This window comes from Rhizobium quercicola (assembly GCF_021168455.1).
Classification (GTDB): Bacteria; Pseudomonadota; Alphaproteobacteria; order Rhizobiales; family Rhizobiaceae; genus Ferranicluibacter; species Ferranicluibacter quercicola.
On record NZ_JAJOZR010000010.1, the window covers coordinates 131,295 to 151,157 of the forward strand.

Annotated in this window: 21 protein-coding genes; 11 read left to right on the top strand and 10 right to left on the bottom strand. The window is 65.8% G+C overall.

Features of this window, described 5'->3' with window-relative positions; all coding sequences use genetic code 11:
- The first annotated feature begins 92 nt into the window (after nt 1-92).
- Nucleotides 93-1,175 (top strand): D-alanyl-D-alanine carboxypeptidase family protein, encoded by a 1,083-nt coding sequence (locus tag LRX75_RS16395; protein WP_113150836.1) that lies wholly within the window; start codon nt 93-95, stop codon nt 1,173-1,175.
- A gap of 53 nt (nt 1,176-1,228) precedes the next feature.
- Entirely contained in the window at nt 1,229-2,401 is a 1,173-nt protein-coding gene (locus LRX75_RS16400) for a CobW family GTP-binding protein (RefSeq protein WP_231815785.1), read from the top strand.
- A 277-nt stretch (nt 2,402-2,678) separates the two neighbouring features.
- Here the strand turns inward: LRX75_RS16400 and LRX75_RS16405 are convergent, their stop codons facing one another.
- From LRX75_RS16405 to LRX75_RS16425, 5 genes are all read right to left on the bottom strand, one after another.
- Nucleotides 2,679-2,948 (bottom strand): sulfurtransferase TusA family protein, encoded by a 270-nt coding sequence (locus LRX75_RS16405; protein ID WP_231815786.1) that lies wholly within the window; start codon nt 2,946-2,948, stop codon nt 2,679-2,681.
- A 16-nt stretch (nt 2,949-2,964) separates the two neighbouring features.
- Nucleotides 2,965-4,533, bottom strand: a complete 1,569-nt coding sequence (locus LRX75_RS16410; RefSeq protein WP_420851215.1) for a L,D-transpeptidase family protein — start codon at nt 4,531-4,533, stop codon at nt 2,965-2,967.
- Nucleotides 4,534-4,751: 218 nt separating this feature from the next.
- Nucleotides 4,752-5,705 (bottom strand): acetyl-CoA carboxylase carboxyltransferase subunit alpha, encoded by a 954-nt coding sequence (locus LRX75_RS16415; protein ID WP_113150773.1) that lies wholly within the window; start codon nt 5,703-5,705, stop codon nt 4,752-4,754.
- A gap of 65 nt (nt 5,706-5,770) precedes the next feature.
- A complete protein-coding gene (gene xerD / locus LRX75_RS16420; protein ID WP_231815849.1) occupies nt 5,771-6,715 on the bottom strand; it encodes a site-specific tyrosine recombinase XerD in 945 nt (314 codons plus the stop codon).
- Nucleotides 6,712-6,873 (bottom strand): hypothetical protein, encoded by a 162-nt coding sequence (locus LRX75_RS16425; protein ID WP_231815850.1) that lies wholly within the window; start codon nt 6,871-6,873, stop codon nt 6,712-6,714. The genes xerD and LRX75_RS16425 overlap by 4 nt, the downstream gene beginning before the upstream one ends.
- Before the next feature lie 162 nt (nt 6,874-7,035).
- On the opposite strand from LRX75_RS16425, the gene LRX75_RS16430 reads away from it, so the two are divergent.
- The 3 genes from LRX75_RS16430 to LRX75_RS16440 all read left to right on the top strand — a co-directional run bounded on the left by LRX75_RS16430 (nt 7,036) and on the right by LRX75_RS16440 (nt 10,135).
- Nucleotides 7,036-7,617 (top strand): shikimate kinase, encoded by a 582-nt coding sequence (locus tag LRX75_RS16430; protein WP_231815787.1) that lies wholly within the window; start codon nt 7,036-7,038, stop codon nt 7,615-7,617.
- 83 nt (nt 7,618-7,700) lie between these two features.
- Complete coding sequence (gene aroB / locus LRX75_RS16435) at nt 7,701-8,834, top strand: 3-dehydroquinate synthase (RefSeq protein WP_231815788.1); 1,134 nt, start codon at nt 7,701-7,703, stop codon at nt 8,832-8,834.
- Complete coding sequence (locus LRX75_RS16440) at nt 8,831-10,135, top strand: HlyC/CorC family transporter (protein WP_231815789.1); 1,305 nt, start codon at nt 8,831-8,833, stop codon at nt 10,133-10,135. Before aroB ends, LRX75_RS16440 begins: the two co-directional genes overlap by 4 nt.
- A gap of 12 nt (nt 10,136-10,147) precedes the next feature.
- On the opposite strand, the gene LRX75_RS16445 is transcribed toward LRX75_RS16440, so the two are convergent.
- Nucleotides 10,148-10,429: a BolA family protein gene (locus tag LRX75_RS16445; RefSeq protein ID WP_231815790.1), complete on the bottom strand. Its 282-nt coding sequence runs from the start codon at nt 10,427-10,429 to the stop codon at nt 10,148-10,150.
- A gap of 153 nt (nt 10,430-10,582) precedes the next feature.
- Between LRX75_RS16445 and LRX75_RS16450 the strand changes: the two genes are divergently transcribed.
- From LRX75_RS16450 to LRX75_RS16465, 4 genes are all read left to right on the top strand, one after another.
- Nucleotides 10,583-11,221 (top strand): J domain-containing protein, encoded by a 639-nt coding sequence (locus LRX75_RS16450; protein WP_113150777.1) that lies wholly within the window; start codon nt 10,583-10,585, stop codon nt 11,219-11,221.
- A gap of 65 nt (nt 11,222-11,286) precedes the next feature.
- Nucleotides 11,287-12,282 (top strand): cobaltochelatase subunit CobS, encoded by a 996-nt coding sequence (cobS, locus tag LRX75_RS16455; protein WP_113150839.1) that lies wholly within the window; start codon nt 11,287-11,289, stop codon nt 12,280-12,282.
- Between the two features lie 4 nt (nt 12,283-12,286).
- A complete protein-coding gene (cobT, locus tag LRX75_RS16460) occupies nt 12,287-14,185 on the top strand; it encodes a cobaltochelatase subunit CobT (RefSeq protein ID WP_231815791.1) in 1,899 nt (632 codons plus the stop codon).
- Between the two features lie 115 nt (nt 14,186-14,300).
- Nucleotides 14,301-15,215 carry an esterase-like activity of phytase family protein gene (locus LRX75_RS16465; protein ID WP_231815851.1) on the top strand — a complete coding sequence of 305 codons (915 nt, stop codon included), beginning with the start codon at nt 14,301-14,303 and terminating at the stop codon, nt 15,213-15,215.
- 205 nt (nt 15,216-15,420) lie between these two features.
- Here the strand turns inward: LRX75_RS16465 and LRX75_RS16470 are convergent, their stop codons facing one another.
- Nucleotides 15,421-16,062 (bottom strand): queuosine precursor transporter, encoded by a 642-nt coding sequence (locus LRX75_RS16470; protein WP_231815792.1) that lies wholly within the window; start codon nt 16,060-16,062, stop codon nt 15,421-15,423.
- A 149-nt stretch (nt 16,063-16,211) separates the two neighbouring features.
- On the bottom strand, nt 16,212-16,508 hold the full coding sequence (rpmB, locus tag LRX75_RS16475) for a 50S ribosomal protein L28 (protein WP_113150780.1): 297 nt from the start codon (nt 16,506-16,508) through the stop codon (nt 16,212-16,214).
- A 292-nt stretch (nt 16,509-16,800) separates the two neighbouring features.
- Between rpmB and LRX75_RS16480 the strand changes: the two genes are divergently transcribed.
- Together LRX75_RS16480 and yddG are read left to right on the top strand one after the other, a co-directional pair.
- A complete protein-coding gene (locus LRX75_RS16480; protein WP_420851216.1) occupies nt 16,801-17,580 on the top strand; it encodes a DUF3108 domain-containing protein in 780 nt (259 codons plus the stop codon).
- Between the two features lie 52 nt (nt 17,581-17,632).
- Nucleotides 17,633-18,541, top strand: a complete 909-nt coding sequence (yddG, locus tag LRX75_RS16485) for an aromatic amino acid exporter YddG (protein WP_231815793.1) — start codon at nt 17,633-17,635, stop codon at nt 18,539-18,541.
- Here yddG and LRX75_RS16490 read toward each other — a convergent pair.
- Both LRX75_RS16490 and gloB read right to left on the bottom strand, forming a co-directional pair.
- Nucleotides 18,526-18,978: a cupin domain-containing protein gene (locus LRX75_RS16490; protein WP_231815794.1), complete on the bottom strand. Its 453-nt coding sequence runs from the start codon at nt 18,976-18,978 to the stop codon at nt 18,526-18,528. The genes yddG and LRX75_RS16490 overlap by 16 nt on opposite strands.
- Nucleotides 18,978-19,748 carry a hydroxyacylglutathione hydrolase gene (gloB, locus tag LRX75_RS16495; RefSeq protein WP_231815795.1) on the bottom strand — a complete coding sequence of 257 codons (771 nt, stop codon included), beginning with the start codon at nt 19,746-19,748 and terminating at the stop codon, nt 18,978-18,980. The genes LRX75_RS16490 and gloB overlap by 1 nt, the downstream gene beginning before the upstream one ends.
- Nucleotides 19,749-19,863: the final 115 nt, after the last annotated feature.

The following is a 19,863-nucleotide window of genomic DNA, read 5'->3' on the forward strand; positions in this document are numbered from 1 at the left end:
ATAGGTTAAATAGCGCCTCGACACGAGGCAATGCCCGAAAATTTCGAGGTTGAACTGTGGTGACTATGAAGATTCGCATGTCCGGCTCCCAGCTGTTTGCCGGGGCCATCGCCGGCGTCCTGGCGTTCACGGCGGCCGCGCCGGCGCTCGCCAACCCCAAGCTGGTGGTGGATGTGGCGACGCTGAAGGTCTACGAGCAGGAGGATATCTTCCAGCGCTGGTATCCCGCATCGCTGACCAAGCTGATGACGGCCTATACGACGTTTCGCGCGCTCAAGGCCGGGCGGATGACGCTGGAAACGCCGATCGTCATGTCCAAGCATGCGGCCTCCGAGCAGCCGAGCAAGATGTATCTGAAGCCCGGGGCGTCGATGACGCTCGACAGCGCGCTGAAGATGATGCTGATCAAGTCGGCAAACGACATCGCGGTCGCCATCGGCGAAGCGGTCGGCGGCACGGAGCCCGGCTTCGTCGCGATGATGAATGCCGAGGCGCGGCGGATCGGCATGACGTCGTCGAACTTCGTCAACCCCAACGGCCTTCCCGAGCCCGGGCAGTACACGACGGCGCGGGACCTCGCCGTGCTCGCCATCACCATCAAGCGCGAGTTTCCGGAATATTCGGCCTATTTCGCCTATGAGGGCTTCACGACGGGCAAGAAGAGCTATCCCAACTACAACATGCTGATCGGCCGCTTCGACGGCGCCGACGGCATGAAGACGGGCTTCATCTGCGCGTCGGGCTTCAATCAGGTGTCCTCGGCCACCCGCAACGGCCGCAGCGTCGTGTCCGTCGTGCTCGGCGCCGACAGCCTCGGGGGGCGGGCGGACGAATCCGCGCGGCTGATGCAGATGGCGCTGACGGCCAATCCCGCCGGCAAGCCCGGCCTGGGCCAGATTGCCGCCTATGGCGACACGCGCGACGTGACCGCCGATATTTCCAAGCAGATCTGCTCGGCGCAGGCCGCTAAGGTGCGCAGCGAAGGCCGCGACGAGGCGGGACGCCAGAAGCTGCTGTCGCCCTTCATCCACGAGATCAACCGGCCGCTCAATTTCGTCTCGGCACAGCTGATCCCCGGGCAGGGCGCGAAGGCGGCGGATGCGGACGGGCAGACGAGCGACGCCCAGGGCGATGTCGCCAACGTGCCGGTGCCGGTGCCGCGGCCGGTCTTCTAAAGTATCCTCCTCCCGCACGCCGTATCGCGGGCGTGCCCTCGAAAGCGAACGACATGATCACCCGTTTCGATCCGGTGCCGGTCTCGATCCTCACCGGCTTTCTCGGCGCCGGCAAGACGACGCTGCTCAACCGCCTGCTGAAGGACCCGGACCTTTCGGACACCGCCGTCATCATCAACGAGTTCGGCGACGTGTCGCTCGACCATCTGCTGGTCGAGGCCTCCGGCGACGGGGTGATCGAGCTTGCGGATGGCTGCCTCTGCTGCACGGTACGCGGCGAGCTGGTGGATACGCTCGGCCTCCTGATGGACCGGATGCAGACCGGCAAGATCCGGCCGCTGAAGCGCGTCGTCATCGAAACGACCGGCCTTGCCGATCCCGCACCCGTCATGCAGTCGGTCATGGGGCATCCGACGCTGCAGCAGAGCTACCGGCTCGATGGATTGGTAACCGTGGTGGACGCCGTCAACGGTCTTTCGACGCTCGACCACCATGTCGAGGCAGTGAAGCAGGTGGCGGTGGCCGACCGGCTGGTGCTGACCAAGGCGACGCTTGCCTCTCCCGAGACCGTGGCAGCACTCATGGCACGGCTTGCCGACCTCAACCCACGGGCGCCCGTCATCGATGGCGACCTCGAGGAAACGGGCCGGGCCGCGCTGTTTGCGTGCGGTCTCTACGACCCCGCGACCAAGATCGCCGATGTCGGTCGCTGGCTGCAGGACGAGGCGCAGCACGACCACGACCACGACCACGATCATCATGGCCATGAGGGGCATGAGCACCACCACCACGACCACGGGCATCACCACGGGCACGAGCACCATCATCACCATGATGCCAACCGCCATGGCGACGATATCCGCTCGTTCAGCATCGTGCACGACCGGCCGATTTCCACGATGGCGCTCGATCTGTTCGTGGACCTCATCCGCTCGGCCCACGGCGAAAGGCTGCTGCGCATGAAGGCGATCGTCTGCACGGCGGAGCGGCCGGAGCGGCCGCTGGTGCTGCACGGCGTCCAGCAGATCTTTCACCCGCCGGAGCGGCTGGCCGCCTGGCCGGACCCGGACGACCGGCGCACGCGCATGGTGCTGATCACCAAGGGGCTGGAGGAAAGCTTCGTGCGCGACCTGTTCGACGCCTTCACCGGCAAGCCCGCCATCGACCGGCCGGACCGGCAGGCGCTGTCGGACAATCCGCTGGCGGTGCCCGGTTTGCGGATGTGAGCCGGGTCCCCGCGGCTGGTCGGGACGACTTCGGTTTCCGGTCGATCGATGCCAAGCCTTCGCTTCGAGCCACCGTTCGCTCCAGACTCCGTCAAACGCGGGCTTGTCCCGGGCACCTGCTGCACTGCCCGCGATCTGAAGGACCGTGGTCTTGCGTTATGCGGGGATGACAGAAGGTGCTCGGCGCAAGGCCGAGCATGACGGCAGGGTGGTGGCGTCGCTCGACGTCAGAACAATGCCGTCAATCGACCGGTGACGATCCGTCAACCGTCCGTCTTCAGCCTTTTCGGATCAGGAAGCTGTGGCCGCGGTCCGTTGCGGTCCGGCGTTCGAGGCGGTGGCCGCCTTCGGTGCAGAAGTGCGGGATGTCGATGACGGCAAGGGGGTCGGTGGTTTCCACCAGCACCAGCGTTCCGGGGTCGAGCGCAGCCATCCGCTTGCGGGTGCGGATGACGGGAAGGGGGCATTTCAGGCCCTTGAGGTCGAGAGACAGCGCCGGCTCTTCCGGGTGCCGATCGGGCGATGTCGGGCGCGCATCCGATGTCATCGGCGCGGTCCGGCCTCTACCAGAGCTTCCAGAACGGCTTCTTCTTGCCTTCGGGCTGCTGCTCGGCCAGCGCCTGCGGCACGGGCATCTCGCCCGAGGGCTGCGCGCCGGACGCGTCGGCGCCCGCGGTGTCGTCTCCGGTCGTCCGATCGACGGGTGCGGCCTGCGTCACGGCTGACGCCTGGGCGCCCTTGTGGCCCGGCTTGACGGTGACCTTGCGTGTTTCCACATGCACGGGAACGCCGGCGGTGATGTCGCGGTCCGTCTTGACGGAGGCAAGGCGGCTTGCGGTCTCGCTCTGGCCGGTCGTATCGGCACTGGCGGTCTGCGGTTCGCCGAGGCGCGGGCCGGCGGCGGGATCGGCCGCGGCGATGGGCGCCGGCTTCTTGAACAGATTGCCCCAGAAACCGCCCTGGCCGGGCGCCGGCGATGCCGATGCGATCTGGGCGACCGGGCGCGGCAGCGGATTTTCCTGCGGGATGGGGACGTTCTTGCCGTTGCGGGTGCTCTGCTCGAGCGCCGCCGTCTGGATCTCGATGGCCTTCTTGGCCTCTTCGAGTTCGGCGCGATGGGCTTCCTGCTTTTCAAGGTCGGCGACCTTCATCAGCTTGCCGGCATCGAGCGACGTGCCCGTCGGGGCATAGGCCAGCTCGCGACCGGCGCGCTGCTTGGCGACCACGGCCTTACGCTCGGCTTCGCTCGGCTCGTACCACACGAGGCCGTCGAGCTTCTTCAGGGCCTTGTCGTAGTCGGCATCGTATTTCTTGTTGTAGGTCGCCAGCGCCACTTCCATGGAGGGCGGCGTGGAGAGCGCCGGGCACTGGCCCGTCGGGTTCATCTTGCCGGCGACGCTCTTGTTGAAGACGTATTTCCGGTCGCAGATCGCAAATTCCGGCGGACGCTTGGTGATCTCGAACTGGTCGTAGCCTTCCTTCAGGTTCTTCCAGAACTCGTAATGCGGGCTGTTGCGGTGCCGCGCCATGTTTTCCGCCGTCATGCGGAAGGGCAGCGCCTGCAGCTGGATGGTCGACTGGCCGCCCTTGAAGGCGTCGCGGGCGAGCGCGAAGATTTCCTGCATCTGCTCGTCGGTCATCGAGTAGCAACCCGAGGACGAGCAGGCGCCATGGATCATCAGATTGGTGCCGAACCGACCGTTGGCGCGGTCGAACTGATTGGGGAAGCCGGTGTTAATGGCGAGGTAGTAGCTGGAATTCGGGTTCATCTGGCCGGGGGCGAGGGGATAGTACCCCTCGGGCGCCTGACGGTCGCCTTCCTTCACCTTGGGGCCGAGCTTGCCGGACCAGGCGCAGATTTTGTATTCGCGCAGTTTCTCGAAGCGGTTGGCGGTGTTGGCCTTCCAGACCTCGAGTGCGCCTTCCTCCTTGAAGATGCGCAGCATGATCGGCGAGGTCTTCGCCATGCTCATCGCCTGCATCTTCTGCACGATCTTGCCGGACAGTTCGTAACCGGTCTTGCTGGTGACCTTCTTCAGATCGACATCGACGCTATCGACGACCTCTTCCGTGGTGCAGCCTGCCAGAAACAGGCCCATGACGGCGGCGGCGAGGATATGTGTCAGACGCATCGGCAAAAGCCCATCGATAGGAAAGTCGGACGCGACTCTTCCCTAGCGGCGGAGTCTGACAGAATCAATACGGTTTTATGCTTCACAAATTGTTAACCGCATCCCTCGCCGGAGATCGCGCGCAGGTGGAACCACCAAGGCCCGACAATCATGGCCGAGATGGGGCGGGAGGCGTCGTCGCGTATCCCGCCGGTAGAATGAGGTAAGCGCGACCTTGCCTAGAGCGAACGGCCGATGCTCAGATATTTCTCGCGGCGGTCCTTGCGCAGCTCCTCGCCCTTGCGGCCGGAGAGATCCTTCAGGGCGTCGGCGATGACACTGCCGGTGCGGTCGATGACGAGGTCGGCATCGCGATGCGCGCCGCCGACCGGCTCCTCGATGATGCCGTCGATGATGCCGAAGGTTTTCAGGTCTTCGGCCGTGATCTTCATGTTGGTCGCGGCTTCCTTGGCGCGCGTCGAATCACGCCAGAGGATCGAGGCGGCGCCTTCCGGCGAGATGACGGAATAGATCGCGTGTTCCAGCATGTAGACGCGGTTGCCGGTGGCGATCGCGATCGCGCCGCCGGATCCGCCTTCGCCGAGGACGACGGAAATGATCGGAACCTTGAGGTTGAGGCACATTTCGGTGGAGCGGGCGATGGCTTCCGCCTGGCCGCGCTCTTCCGCGCCGATGCCGGGATAGGCGCCGGCCGTGTCGATCAGCGTGATCAGCGGCAGGCCGAAGCGGTCGGCCATTTCCATGACGCGGATGGCCTTGCGGTAGCCTTCCGGCCGGGCGCTGCCGAAATTGTGCTTGATGCGCGACTTGGTGTCGTTGCCCTTCTCCTGGCCGATGACGGCCACGGGAATGCCGCGGAAACGGGCAAGGCCCGCCTGGATGGCGGCATCCTCTGCGAACTTCCGGTCACCGGCCAGCGGCGTGAAGTCGGTGAAGAGGCCGGCGGCATACTCCTGGAAGTGCGGGCGCTGCGGATGGCGCGCGACCTGCGTCTTCTGCCAGGGCGTCAGCTTGGAATAGATCTCGACGGTTGCCTCGCGGGCGCGGACTTCGAGCCGTTCGACCTCGTCGCTCGTGTCGATGCTCTCGTCCTCGCCGGCGATCTTCTTCAGCTCGTGAATCTTGCCTTCGAGGTCCGAGATCGGCTTTTCGAAATCGAGATAGTGATGCATGAGATGCGGTTCCGATCGTTTCGACGCGGGTCTCCCGTGGCATTCCAGAACGGGAGGCGAGCGTCCTAATCCTGTTTTTTGGCCTGTTTGGCAAGAGGGTGATGGTTTTGCACAAGATCGTGCAGCCGTTCCTCCAGCACATGCGTGTAGATTTGCGTGGTCGAAATGTCCGAATGGCCCAGCAGTTCCTGCACGGCGCGAAGATCCGCGCCGTTGGCCAGAAGATGGCTGGCAAAGGCATGACGCAGCACATGCGGCGAAATGGAGGCGACGCGCACGCCCGCCCGGCCGGCCAGCCCCTTGAGGTCGCGCGCAAAGACCTGCCGCGGGAGGTAGCCGGATTCCGAGCTGGAGGGGAAGAGCCAGGGGCTGTCCTCGCCGCCGACCGCCGCCGTCTCCGCCTGCATCCGGGTGCCGTAGCGCTGCAGCGCGGCGATGGCCGTGCGCGACAGCGGCACCAGGCGCTCCTTGTTGCCCTTGCCGCGCACGATGAGGAAACGGCCGTCGCGGGCAAGCACCGAGGCGGGCAGGGAGACGAGCTCGCTGACGCGCATGCCGGTCGCGTAAAGAAGCTCGATGAGGGCGGCCATGCGCAGGCGGTCGAGCCGCGGCTCGGCCACGGCTTCCGCCTCGGCCTGCGTCACGAGGCGGGTGACATCGTCGACGCTCATGGTCTTGGGCAGCGGGCGGCCCTTCTTCGGCGCATCCAGCACGCCGGTCGGATCGTCGGTGCGGATGCCCTCGGCATAGAGGAACTTGTAGAACTGGCGCAGCGCCGACAGGCGGCGGGCCTGCGAGGAGGCCTTGAAGCCCTGTGCGGCGAAATCGGCGAAATAGGCGCGAAAATCGTCCGCCCCGGCTTCTGCCGCCGTCACGCCGCGCGCCTTGAGGAAAGACAGGATGTCCTCGAGATCGCGCTGATAGGAGGACAGCGTGTTGACGGCCGCGCCGCGCTCGACGCTCATCATTTCCAGAAAGGATTCGAGGTGGGCGGACGACAGATCCATTATTTCGGAGCCAATCTTTCCGGATCGAGCCGCTCGGGCGGGATGCGGATCGTCACGTCCCGCTCGGCCGGATCGACGAAGGTGACGAGGGCCAGCATGGTTCCATAGACGGCGCCGGTGATGACGAGGCAGATGAAGAGAAACCGGACAAGGGTGGGCATGATCGTCTCCGAGGCGTCGATCTATATGGCGCCGCCCCGGCCGGATCGCAAGCACGGCCATGTTTGCGCGGGGGATAGGAAAGAGGCGGGCGACCCTTGCGCGACTTGACGCTCCCGCCTGTTTTGTCGATAGAACAGGGAAATGGGGAAAGTCTTGCGGTGATGAGCGACGTGGTCGAGCCGGTTTCGGAAGCGCTGGTGAAGCGGGCGAGAGCCGTGCTCGGCCGGCGCAACCTCGTCTTCGTCGGTCTGATGGGGGCCGGCAAGTCGGCCATCGGGCGGCTGACCGCGCAGGCGCTGTCGCTGCCTTTCGTCGATTCCGACCACGAGATCGAGCGCGTCTCGCGCATGACCGTTGCCGAACTCTTTGCAGCCTATGGCGAAACGGAATTCCGGGCGCTGGAAACGCGGGTGATCAAGCGGCTCCTTCAGTCGGGCGCGCGCATCGTCTCCACCGGCGGCGGCGCCTATATCAACCCGCAGACGCGCCGGCATATCCAGAAGAGCGGCGTTTCGGTGTGGCTGAACGCCGAACTCGACGTGCTGTGGGAACGGGTCAACAAGCGCGAGGGACGACCTCTCCTGAAGACCGACGACCCCAAGGGAACGCTCGAAAGGCTGATGATCGAGCGCTATCCGATCTATGCCGAGGCCGACGTCAGCGTGCTCTCGCGCGACGTCAAGAAGGAGCGCATCGTGGAAGAGGTGCTGCAGGCCATCGCCGGCATGCCTTCCAGAAAGTAGGGCCTTCCAAAAAGCAGGGCCTTCGAAGACGCAGGGCCGCCGAAGAACAGTCGTCAGACACCAGCCATAGAGTGAGCCGAGCGATGAGCGAAACCCCGACCGTGCGCAAGATCCATGTTCCGCTCGGCGACCGTGCCTATGACATCCTGATCGGACCGGGCCTGATCGGCTCGGCCGCGCGGGAGATCGCCGCACGGCTGACGGGCCGGCGGATGGCCGTGGTGACGGACGAAAATGTCGCACCGCTCTATCTCCAGCCGCTGATGGAGAGCCTGGCGCAGGCGGGCATCGAGGCCGTGTCCGCGATCCTGCCGGCCGGGGAGAAGACCAAGAGCTTCGAACATCTCGTTCCCGTCTGCGAGACGATCCTCGGCGCGCGCATCGAGCGCAACGATGCGGTCATCGCGCTCGGCGGCGGCGTCATCGGCGATCTCACGGGCTTTGCCGCTGGCATCGCCCGGCGCGGCTCGCGCTTCATCCAGATCCCGACCTCGCTTCTGGCCCAGGTGGACAGCTCGGTCGGCGGCAAGACCGGCATCAATTCGCCGCATGGCAAGAATCTCATCGGCGTCTTCCACCAGCCGGATCTGGTGCTGGCCGACACCGACGTGCTCGATACGCTGTCGCCGCGCGAATTTCGCGCCGGATATGCCGAGGTGGCGAAATACGGGCTCATCGACAAGCCGGACTTCTTCGCCTGGCTGGAGGCCAACTGGCAGGCGGTCTTTGCCGGCGGCGCGGCGCGCATCGAGGCGATCGCGCTCAGCTGCCAGGCGAAGGCCGATGTGGTCGTCGCCGACGAGCGCGAGAACGGCCGCCGCGCGCTGCTCAATCTCGGGCATACCTTCGGCCACGCGCTGGAAGCGGCCACCGCCTATGACGGCACGCGGCTGGTGCATGGCGAGGGCGTCTCGATCGGCATGGTGCTCGCGCATGCCTTCTCGGCCCGGATGAATCTGGCGAGCCCCGATGTGACGGCGCGGGTGGAGGCGCATCTGCGCACCGTCGGCCTGCCGACGCGGATGAGCGAGATCCCCGGGCAGCTGCCGCCGGCAGAGGTGCTGATGGATGCCATCGCGCAGGACAAGAAGGTGAAGGGCGGCAAGCTGACCTTCATCCTCACCCGCGGCCTCGGCGAGGCCTTCGTCGCCGACGACGTGCCGACCTCGGCCGTGCTGTCGTTCCTTGCCGAAAACCATCCCGATCGCGCGGCATGACCATGGAGGCGCCGATCGCCCTCCTGATCGCGCACGGGCCGGCCGTTCTGGCGATCCTTCTGATGATCGTGCTCGCCGCGTTCCTCTCGGGCTCGGAGACGGCGCTGACGGCCGTGTCGCGCACGCGTCTGCACACGCTCGACGTTCAGGGCGAGGCGCGCGCCGGGGTGGTCGACCGGCTGATCGAGCGGCGTGACCGGGTCATCGGGGCGCTGCTGCTCGGCAGCAATCTCGTGCGCGTTCTCGCGACCTCGGTGGCCACCGGCCTGTTCCTCTCCGCCTTCGGCGCCCCGGGCGTCGCCTATGCGACGATCGCGATGACGATCCTGCTCGTCGTGTTTGCCGACGTGCTGCCGCGCAGCTGGGCGCACGCTGCGCCGGAGCGTTTCGCCGTCGGCGTCGCGCGGCCGGTGCGCGTGGTCGTCGCGGTCGTCGGGCCGCTTTCGGGCCTGATCAACACGATGGTGCGGGCCATCATGCAGACCTTCGGCTTCAACCTGTCGCGCGAGGCCCCGATGCTCTCGGCGCATGAGGAACTGCGCGGGGCCGTGGATTTCCTTCACCGCGAAGGCGCCGTGGTCAAGGCGGACCGCGACCGTGTCAGCGGCGTGCTCGATCTCGACGCGCTTGAAGTGTCCGACATCATGGTGCACCGGATGGCGATGCGGGCGCTGAACGCGGACGATCCGCCGGAGGTCAACGTCAGGGCCGTGCTCGACAGTCCCTATACCCGCATGCCGGTGTGGCGCGGCTCGGCCGACAACATCATCGGCGTGCTTCACGCCAAGGATCTCCTGCGGGCTCTGGCCGAGCCGGACGCGAAGCCGGACACGGTCGATATCGTCCGAATCGCGCAGAAGCCGTGGTACGTGCCGGATGCCACCGATCTCGCCAGCCAGCTCAGCGCCTTCCTGCGCCGCAAGAGCCATTTCGCCATCGTCGTCGACGAATATGGCGAGGTGCGCGGGCTGGTGACGCTGGAGGATATTCTCGAGGAGATCGTCGGGGATATCGCCGACGAACACGATCCCGATGTCCGCGGCGTCTATCCGCAGGCGGACGGGTCGCTGGTGGTGGACGGCGGGGTGCCGATCCGCGACCTGAACCGGGCGCTAGACTGGTCTCTGCCCGACGGCGAGGCGACGACGATTGCCGGCCTCGTGATCCATGAATCCCGCACCATCCCGGACGAGCGGCAGGCCTTCACCTTCTACGGCAAGCGTTTCATCGTCATGAAGCGCGTCAAGAACCGCATCACCAAGCTGCGCATCCGTCCGGCCGAGGATACGCCCGCCAGCTGACCCGCCGGCTGGCTACCAGCGCGTCTCTTCGCCGGGGGCTGCGGGCTCGACGGCAAGGGCGTGCAGGCCGGCGTCGAGTTCCGGCTTCAGGAGCGCGTTGATGGCGCGGTGGCGGGCGATGCGCGACAGGCCGGTAAAGGCACCCGAGACGATGCGCACGCGCATATGCGTCTCGCCGGTGCCGTTGAAATCGGCGTGATGGCCGGCATGCAGATGGCTCTCGTTGATCACCACGAGGCGCAAGGGCGCGAAAGCCTCGGTGAGCCGTGTTGTGATCCGCTGCTCTAACGACATGGTTTCGCCCTGTTCTTCTGGCTTGCGATGGGCGGTCGACGCGGCGGTCGGACCCCTGCCGCGCAGCGCGTTGCGCAACCGGCACATCGGCCCCAAAAAGCCTGCAACATTCGCGTTTGTCAATTCTTGTTGTGACCCCTGCATCGCACCATAATGTGTCCCATGAAACTCGACTCAAAATACTTCGATACCATCCGGACGAAGCGACGCGGGACCACCCGGAAACCGGAGCCCATGGCGCCGACGTGCCAGTGGGACGGCTGCGAGGAGAATGGCGGGCATCGCGCACCGGTCGGCCGCAATGCCGAGAACCAGTATTTCATGTTCTGCTTCGAGCACGTGAAGGAATACAACAAGGGTTACAACTACTTCTCCGGCCTCTCGGACAACGAGATCGCGCGCTACCAGAAGGAAGCGCTGACCGGGCATCGGCCGACCTGGACGCTGGGCGTGAACCGCAGTGCGAAGAACGCGCCGGAGCAGGGGCAGACACGGTCGGGCTCGGCGGGCGCCAAGGCGCGGATGAGCGACCCGTTCGGCTTCCTGCACGAGGCGCGGGCCCGCCGGGCGCAGCCCGAGCCGCGCCAGCGCAAGCTCAAGACGCTGGAGACGAAGGCGTTCGACACGCTCGGCCTGCCGGCCACGGCGACCGCGACCGACATCAAGGCCGCCTACAAGGACCTCGTGAAAAAGCACCATCCCGATGCCAATGGCGGCGATCGCGGATCGGAAGACCGTTTTCGCGAGGTCATTCAGGCCTACCAATTGTTAAAACAGGCAGGCTTCTGCTAGGAAGATTCCCGTCACACTGCAATGCGATATGAGGCCTGGCGCGAAGCGCGGCCGCCGGAGACATGATGAGCAAGGTAGACCTCGATATTTCCAATCTTCCCGATACGACCGTATCCGTCCGTGAGGTCTTCGGCATCGACAGCGACCTGCGCGTGCCGGCCTATTCCAAGGGCGATGCCTACGTGCCGGACAGCGATCCCGACTATCTCTTCGACCGGGAAACGACGCTGGCGATCCTTGCGGGCTTTGCGCACAACCGCCGCGTCATGGTGTCGGGCTATCACGGCACCGGCAAGTCCACGCATATCGAGCAGGTCGCCGCGCGGCTGAACTGGCCCTGCGTGCGCGTCAACCTCGACAGCCATGTCAGCCGTATCGACCTCGTCGGCAAGGATGCGATCGTCGTCAAGGACGGCATGCAGATCACCGAATTCAAGGACGGCATCCTGCCCTGGGCCTACCAGCACAATGTCGCGCTGGTGTTCGATGAATACGATGCCGGCCGCCCGGACGTGATGTTCGTCATCCAGCGCGTGCTCGAATCCTCCGGTCGCCTGACCCTGCTCGACCAGAGCCGCGTCATCCGGCCGCACCCCGCCTTCCGCCTGTTTGCGACCGCCAACACGGTCGGCCTCGGCGACACGACCGGCCTCTACCACGGCACGCAGCAGATCAACCAGGCGCAGATGGACCGCTGGTCGATCGTCACCACGCTCAACTATCTGCCGCATGACAACGAGGTCGATATCGTTGCGGCCAAGGTGAAGGGCTTCACCGAGAAGCGCGGCCGCGACACCGTCTCGAAGATGGTGCGCGTCGCCGATCTGACCCGCGCCGCCTTCATCAATGGCGACCTGTCGACCGTCATGAGCCCGCGGACCGTCATCACCTGGGCCGAGAACGCGCATATCTTCGGCGACATCGCCTTTGCCTTCCGGGTGACGTTCCTCAACAAGTGCGACGAACTGGAGCGGGCGCTGGTGGCCGAGCATTACCAGCGGGCCTTCGGCGTCGAGCTGAAGGAAAGCGCCGCCAATATCGTTCTCGAAGCGACGGCCTGATCGCATGGCAGGGCGCGGCGACAATACGAGACCGAAACCCGGCACCCAGGTGGATGTCGAACCGTTCCGCCGCGCGCTGACCGGCTGCATCCGCTCGATCGCCGGCGATTCGGAGATCGAGGTCGTGTTCGCCAACGAGCGGCCCGGCCTGACCGGCGACCGCATGCGCCTGCCCGACATTTCCCGCCGCCCGACGCGGCAGGAACTGTCGGTGACGCGCGGCATCGGCGACAGCATGGCGCTGCGCAAGGCGTGCCATGACGATCGCATCCATGCGACCATGTCGCCGCAGGGCGCGGATGCGCGCGTCATCTTCGACGCCGTGGAGCAGGCGCGCTGCGAGGCGATCGGCTCGATGCGCATGGACGGCGTGGCGGAGAACATCTCCTCCATGCTGGACGAGAAATATGCCCGGGCCAATTTCGGGGCGATCGACAAGCAGGCGGACGCGCCGATCGAGGAGGCCGTGGCACTGATCGTGCGCGAGCGGCTGACCGGGCGCAAGCCGCCGGAATCGGCCGGCAAGGTGCTGGATCTCTGGCGCTCCTTCATCGAGGAGAAAGCCGGCCGGGAGATGGAAAATCTCTCGGGCGCCGTCAACGACCAGCAGGCCTTCGCCCGCGTCGTGCGCAACATGCTCGCCTCCATGGACGTGGCAGAGACGTACACGGACGAGGAAGCCGAGCCGGACGACCAGGAAACGCAGACGGACGAGGACCAGCCGCGCAGCCAGGAGCAGGACGAGTCCACCTCCGAGGAGGATGCGGGCTCGGATGCCGCGCCGTCGGAGGAAAACGAGTCTGCCGAAGAGCAGATGGACGACGGCGAGATGGATGGCGCCGAGATCTCCGACGAGGAAATGTCGGATGACGGCGACGAGGACAGCGAGACGCCCGGCGAGGTCAAGCGGCCGAACAGCCCGTTCGACGACTTCAACGAAAAGGTGGACTACGCCGTCTTCACCGAGGAATTCGACGAGACCATCACCTCGGAAGAGCTCTGCGACGAGGCGGAACTCGACCGGCTGCGCGCCTTTCTCGACAAGCAGCTCTCGCACCTGCAGGGCGCCGTCGGCCGTCTGGCGAACAGGCTGCAGCGCCGCCTGATGGCGCAGCAGAACCGCTCCTGGGAGTTCGACCTCGAAGAGGGCTATCTCGATCCGGCGCGCCTGACGCGCCTGATCATCGACCCGATGCAGCCGCTCTCCTTCAAGCGGGAGAAGGACACGAACTTCCGCGACACGGTGGTGACGCTGCTGATCGACAATTCCGGCTCCATGCGCGGCCGGCCGATCACGGTTGCCGCCACCTGCGCTGATATTCTGGCGCGCACGCTGGAGCGGTGCGGCGTCAAGGTCGAGATCCTCGGCTTCACCACCAAGGCGTGGAAGGGCGGTCTGGCGCGCGAGAAATGGCTGGCCAGCGGCAAGCCGCAGGCGCCGGGCCGGCTCAACGATCTGCGCCATATCATCTACAAGTCGGCCGACGCGCCCTGGCGCCGGGCGCGGCGCAATCTCGGCCTGATGATGCGGGAAGGCCTGCTGAAGGAAAACATCGACGGGGAGGCGCTGATCTGGGCGCACAACCGCCTGCTGGCACGGCCCGAGCAGCGGCGCATCCTGATGATGATCTCGGACGGCGCGCCGGTCGATGATTCGACGCTGTCGGTCAATCCGGGCAATTATCTGGAGCGGCATCTGCGCGCCGTGATCGAACAGATCGAGACGCGTTCGCCGGTCGAGCTGCTGGCGATCGGCATTGGCCACGACGTGACGCGCTACTATCGCCGCGCCGTCACCATCGTGGATGCCGACGAACTTGCCGGCGCGATGACCGAACAGCTCGCCTCGCTGTTCGACGACGAGAACGGACGCGGACGACGCGCAGCCCGACGTGCGGGCTGAGCCGGTCTTGAAGGCTGCTGCCGGCCTTCGGCGCGTGCTCCTGGCCGGGCTCTGCGCCTGCGCCTTGCCCGCGCAGGCGGCACAGCCGGAGCCGGATCGGCCGGTGACCGAGACGATGACGATCTTCTCGAGCAAGATCGAGACGTTCCGGTTCGGGTCCGACCAGCGGGTGTTCGGCAAACTGCAGTTCATCGGCGGTCTCGACCTTACCTCGAACAATGCGCTGTTCGGCGCCTTTTCGTCGATCCGGTTCCGCCCCGACGGCGCGCATTTCGTCGGCGTGCTCGATACGGCGCACTGGCTGGAGGGCCGCATCGAGCGGGATCCGAGCGGGCGGCTTTCGGGGCTTGCCGACGTTACTGTGACCTCGATGAAGGACCGGCAGGGCCGCACGGAGAGCGCCAAGGCGCGCATGGATTCCGAAGGTGTCGCACTGCGGGACGGGCAGGTGCTCGTCAGCTTCGAAGGCGATGCGCGCGTGGATGTCTATCCCGACCCCGGCTTCACGCAGTCGCGACCGCTGAAGACCTTGCCCATCCTGCTTCCCCGGGACAGGCTGAAGCGCAATCGCAGCCTCGAGATGGTGGCGGTCTCGCCGCAAGACAGCCCGCTTGCCGGTGCGCCCGTCATCGTCGCGGAACTGTCGTTCGACAAGGACGATCACCTTCTCGCCGCCGTGCTCGAAGGGCCGCGCAAGGGTGTTTTCGGTGTCGTGCAGAAGGATCCGTTCGCGGTAACGGACGGTGCGTTCCTGCCGAACGGCGATCTTCTGCTGCTCGAACGCCGCTTCAGCTTCGCCGCCGGTCTCGGCATGGAGATCCGCCGCATCAAGGGCGACGACATCCGTCCCGGCGCCGTCGTCGATGGCGAGGTGCTGATCTCCGCGGATCTCGGCTACCAGATCGACAATATGGAAGGCCTCGACGTGGTCGTCCAACCCGATGGCGACATCCACCTCATCCTCGTCTCCGACGACAACCATTCGATCCTCGAGCGGTCGCTGATGCTGGAGTTCAAGCTTCTGCCGTGATCGGTGGGGGTGTGGCTGTTGCGCTGCGCGCTGCCCCTCATCTGCCTGCCGGCATCTTCTCCCCGCCTGCGGGGAGAAGAGACTCGTCGTTCCCGACCACAACCGTCACGAAGACGCGAGCGTTCGCCGCATGTCCCTTCTCCCCGCGCGCGGGGAGAAGGTGCCGGCAGGCGGATGAGGGGAGGGGCAGTTGTCGGCGGAACGCTCAGACGCGCGCGCCCGGCGCCCCCGGCATCGGCTTCAGCACGGTCATCAGCGCGCCATAGGGCAGCAACAGGACGAGGCCGACGAGGATCTTCACGACGAGGTCGCCGAGCGTCCAGGAGATCCAGCGGGGCGCCTCGGTGGTCAGGAGGCCGAGGATGGGGGAGAGTTCCAGGGCGAAGGGATCGTTCGGGCCGATGAAGGCGAAGACCGGCGCGAAGGCGAGCGAGAAGAAGATGGCCGTATCGAGTGCCGAGCCGAACAGCGAGCCGGCGAGCGGCGCGCGCCACCAGCGTTGACGGCGCAGACGGTTGAAGACCGAGATATCCAGAAGCTGCCCGAACAGGAAGGCCGAGCCGGAGGCGATCGCGATGCGCGGCGTGGCGACCATGACGGAGATCACGACAGCGACCGCAAAGCCGCAGATGACGACGCGGCGGGCGATCTTCGGGCCGAACTGGCGATTGGTGAGGTCGGTCACCAGAAAGGCGGCGGGATAGGTGAAGGCGCCCCAGGTGAGAAGATCGCCCAGCTGCATGCCGGCGATCGAGCCGGGCAGGGGGAACTGCACCAGGAAATTGGAGGCGACGACCACGATGGTCATGAAGGCAACGTAGGTTGCGAACAGGCGTGTGTTCAGCATTTTTTTATCCTGGGTGATGCCACCAGTTGGAGGAGAGGACGGGCTGCCCGCATGGCAGCATATCCCTATGAATATCGGTCAGACGCGCATGGAAAAGGCCCGCCCGTGAAGGCAGGCCATGATCCGGAATGCTTCAACCTTCGTGCCGATCAGGCAGCGACGGCTTCCGCGGTCTTCTTGACGATCTGGCGGCGCAGCAGGCGTGCGCGCTGCGACAGGTCGAGTTCGCTTGCCTTGAGCAGGAAAGCGTCGAGACCGCCGCGGTGCTCGACCGTGCGGAGGGCTGCAGCCGAAACGCGCAGACGGAAACGCTGGTTGAGCGCGTCCGAGATCAGCGTGACCTGGCACAGGTTCGGCAGGAACTTGCGCTTGGTCTTGTTGTTCGCGTGGCTCACATTGTTGCCCGACTGGACGCCCTTGCCGGTCAATTCGCAACTACGGGACATGAAATCACCTATTTCTTTTCGCCTGCGTTCAATGCGTTTGCGGGCCACAAGCCCAAGCAGCATTCCCACCGGTCATGATTGGAAAGTTGCGGTTCTATAGTCAGCGCCGCGCCGCGCGTCAAGACAAAACACCGGATTTTCCCGGAAAGTCCGGGCGGTCCGGTGGAAAAGCCGGCGCGGTGGCGGCCGGGATCGACCGGGGTGCCGGCTCGGTAGCACGGGCGTAGAAATGCCGCAAACGCTTCCTATCTCTCTGTTTTTCTCCCGATCTCTTTTCGGAAAGGTTCACGGCATGGCCCTGCGTGTCGGTCTTGCGGCTCTGGCCGCGATGTCCCTGGTGACGGTTCCCACGAATGCGGCGCGCCCGGCGGATGTCGTGCACGACACGGATTATACCATCTCGCTCGCCGGCCTGCCGATCGCAAAGGCCTCGTTTCACACCCGGCTCGAGGATCGGCGCTACACGATCTCGGGGACGCTGACGTCGGCCGGGCTCGCCGATATCCTGTCGAGCACCAGCGGGCGCACGGAGGTCTCCGGCACGATCGAGAGCGACAAGCTCGTCGCCACCGATTATTCCGTCCGCTACCAGACCGGCAAGAAGAAGCGCGCGATCGACATCGCCTTCGACAAGGGCAACGTGACCTCCGCGACGCTGACCCCGCAGCGCAAGAGGCCGCCGAAGAACTGGGTGCCGGTGACCAAGGACGACATGCGCGGCGTGGTCGATCCGCTGTCGGGGCTGATCTTCCCGGCCAGCGCCAAGGTGTGCCCGAAGACGCTGCCGGTGTTCGACGGCGAATCGCGCATGGACCTGAAGCTGAGCGCCAAGGGCACCAAGCCCTTCAAGACGGAAGGTTTCAGCGGCGACGTCATCGTCTGCGGCATCCAGTTCGTGCCGAAATCGGGCTACCGCAAGGGCCGCGAGGATGTGGATTATCTGCGCAAGCTCGACAGCATGGAGATCTGGTTTGCAAAGTCGGATACCGTGCAGGTATATGCTCCGGTCTATGTCCGGATCCCGACGAAGTACGGTCCGGTGACCGTGTGGGCCACGCGCTTCAAGGGTTGATCCGTTCAGGGTCTCGCCGCATCGCCGCCCGCTGCAATCGGAGAGTGGGCGGATGCAGACCAGAGCGACGTTGATCGGATTTTCCGCCATTCTGATGTGGGCGCTGCTGGCGCTGTTCACGGCCGCCTCCGGCACCATGCCGCCCTTCCAGCTTTCGGCGATCTGCTTTGCCATCGGCAGCCTGCCCGGTCTCGTGGTGCTCGCGCTCAGGCCGGAGCGGATGGCGCTCTTGCGGCAGCGGCCAAGAGTCTGGGTGGTCGGCATCGTCGGGCTTTTCGGCTATCACGCGCTCTACTTCACCGCCCTGCGCAATGCGCCGGCCGTGGAAGCCGGGCTGATCGCCTATCTCTGGCCGTTGCTGATCGTGGTCGGCTCGGCTTTGCTGCCGGGCGAGCGGCTGCGGTGGTATCACGTGGCGGGCGCGCTGTGCGGCCTTGCCGGGACGGCGATGATCGTCGCGCGCAACGGCGTTGCATTCGACAGCGCCTATACGCTCGGCTATGGCGCAGCGCTTTGCTGCGCCTTCACCTGGGCCATTTACTCCCTGATGACACGGCGGTTCGAGGCGGTGTCCACCGATGTCGTCACCGGTTTCTGCCTTGCGACCTCCGTCCTGTCGCTTCTCTGCCATCTCGCGCTGGAGACGACGGTCTGGCCGGACACCGGCATGCAGTGGCTGGCGGTCGCGGGCCTCGGGCTCCTGCCGGTGGGTGCCGCCTTCTATGCCTGGGATTACGGCGTGAAGAACGGCAATATCCAGCTGCTGGGCGTCGCCAGCTATTCGGCGCCGGTGCTCTCCACGCTGACGCTGATGCTGTTCGGCTTTGCCGAGCCGTCGCTTAGCATCGCGCTGGCCTGCCTGCTGGTGACGGGGGGAGCGGTGCTGGCCGCGCGCGACGTGATTTTTGCGCCGCGCAAGGTCAAGACGCCCTCCGAGGACCGGGTTCAACCGGCGGCGTGAGGCGGCTCCCATCCGGGCGGCGCCATTTCGAAGACGCTGAAATCGAAGCCGGGCGCGACGGTGCAGCCGACCAGCGTCCAGGCACCGCGCGATTCGGCCGACTGCCAGGTGTCCGCGGGCACCACGCCTTGCGGGCGTTCGCCGTTTTCCAGATCCGTGCCGAGCACGATGGTGGAGGCGGGTGCGCCCGGTGCGGCAAGCCGGAGGGTCAGGGCCGCCCCGGCATAATGGTGCCAGACCTCCGCGGCATCGCGCACGCGATGCCAGTGCGACCGCTCGCCGGCCTCCAGCAGGTAGTAGATCGCCGTGGAATGGCCGCGCGTGCCACCCGCATCGTCGCGAAAGGTCTCGGCATACCAGCCGCCTTCCGGATGCCGGATCATGCCGAGCGCGGTGACGATCGACCGTGCGTCCTGCGTTTCCCCTTCTGCCGCCATCAGAAATTGTCCTTGCGCCTGCGGATCTCGGCAAAGACCTCGCCATCGCTGGCGGACGGCAGGCCGAGATGGGCGCGGATGCCGGGATCGGCCGGGCGCAGGAAAGGATTGGTGCGTTTTTCCAGGCCGAGCGTCGTCGGCGCGGTGAAGCCGCCACGCGCGCGCAGCGCTTCGATCTCGGCGGCTCGGGCCTTCAGTTCGGCATTGTCGGGGTCGACCGTCACGGCGAAGCGGGCGTTCGACAGCGTGTATTCGTGGCCGAAATAGACCTGCGTGTCGTCCGGCAGCGCCATCAGCTTCTGCAGCGAGGCCCACATATCGGCCGGCGAGCCTTCGAACAGGCGGCCGCAGCCGAGCGCAAAGAGCGTGTCGGCGGCAAAGAGCAGGCGATCGTCCGGCAGATGGTAGCAGATATGGCCTGATGTGTGGCCCGGCGTGCCGATGACGCGGACCTTGTGGCCGGCGAAGGTGAAATCGCCGCCGTCGCCGATGGTCATGTCGATGCCGGGAATGCGCGAGGCCTCGCGATCCGGGCCGATGATGGTCGCGTCGTAGCGGGTCTTGAGCGCAAGGTTCGCCTCCACATGGTCGTTGTGGTGGTGGGTGGTGAAGATGTGCGTCAGCGTCCAGCCGCGCCGCTCCAGCGCGTCGAGGATCGGCTGTTCCTCCGGCGCGTCGATCGAGGCCGTCTCGCCGCTTTCGGGATCGTGGAGGAGAACACCGAAATTGTCGGTCCGGCAGAGGAACAGGTCGAGATCGAGCGCGGGCATGGTGAGGTCCTCGAAGAGGTCTGGGACGCGGGGTTGCCCGAGGGAATGTAAAGGCGGCGCAGGGGAAGTCCAGCGATCGCGTGCCGGCGCGCGAACCCGGCGGGAAAATCGGCGC